Source organism: Azotobacter armeniacus (assembly GCF_054779355.1).
Window position 1 is genome coordinate 628 of record NZ_BAAGYK010000169.1, and the last position, 656, is coordinate 1283.

General features: G+C 60.7%; 1 protein-coding gene. It reads left to right on the forward strand.

Annotated features, from left to right (window positions below; all coding sequences use genetic code 11):
* Window positions 1-344 (forward strand): putative toxin-antitoxin system toxin component, PIN family (locus ACYVD0_RS22875; protein ID WP_460428928.1); only part of this gene is annotated, 344 nt, incomplete at its 5' end.
* Window positions 345-656 lie beyond the last annotated feature (312 nt).

A 656-nucleotide genomic window follows, 5' to 3' on the forward strand; every position in this document is an offset into this window, starting at 1 on the left:
TGATCTATCGGGCCTGGCGGGCCGCGCGTTTCGAGGTGGTCACCTCGCGGATGCAGCTCGACGAGATCCGCCGAGCCAGCCGCTATCCCAAGCTCCAAGCCGTTCTTCAGCCCGCCAAGGTAGGCACCATGATCAACAACCTGCAACGCGCCGTGGTTTTGGAACGCCTGGATATCCAGGACGAAGCCAACGACCCGGACGATGCCTTCTTGCTGGCCATGGCCATTGCAGGTGAAGCGGATTACCTGGTGACCGGGGATCGCCGCGCCGGCCTGTTACAACGCGGGCATATCGAGCGCACCCGCATCGTCACACCGGCCGTGTTTTGCGACGAGGTGCTGTGAACGCCCGGGTGCCCACCACCTTCGGCGCAAAACAAAAACGGCGAGGGGATTAGCCTCGCCGTTTCATGTCGTTCAATCGCATCCCTGGGTTCATCATCCTGATGAAGTCGCCGCATCCTGCGACGGTCCCATTGGCCGCCATCCGTGGTCGGCCTGCGTCGTTCCTTCGACGTCTTGGTGGGATTCAATCTACGCCGGCAGCCGTTCTGAGCCTATTGGGCGAACGCTCGATCTGCTGTAGGCGATGGCTTACAGCATGGAAGAATCTGGGCCAGACCTAGCTGTATCTGGACGTTGAAACACACGCTTAGT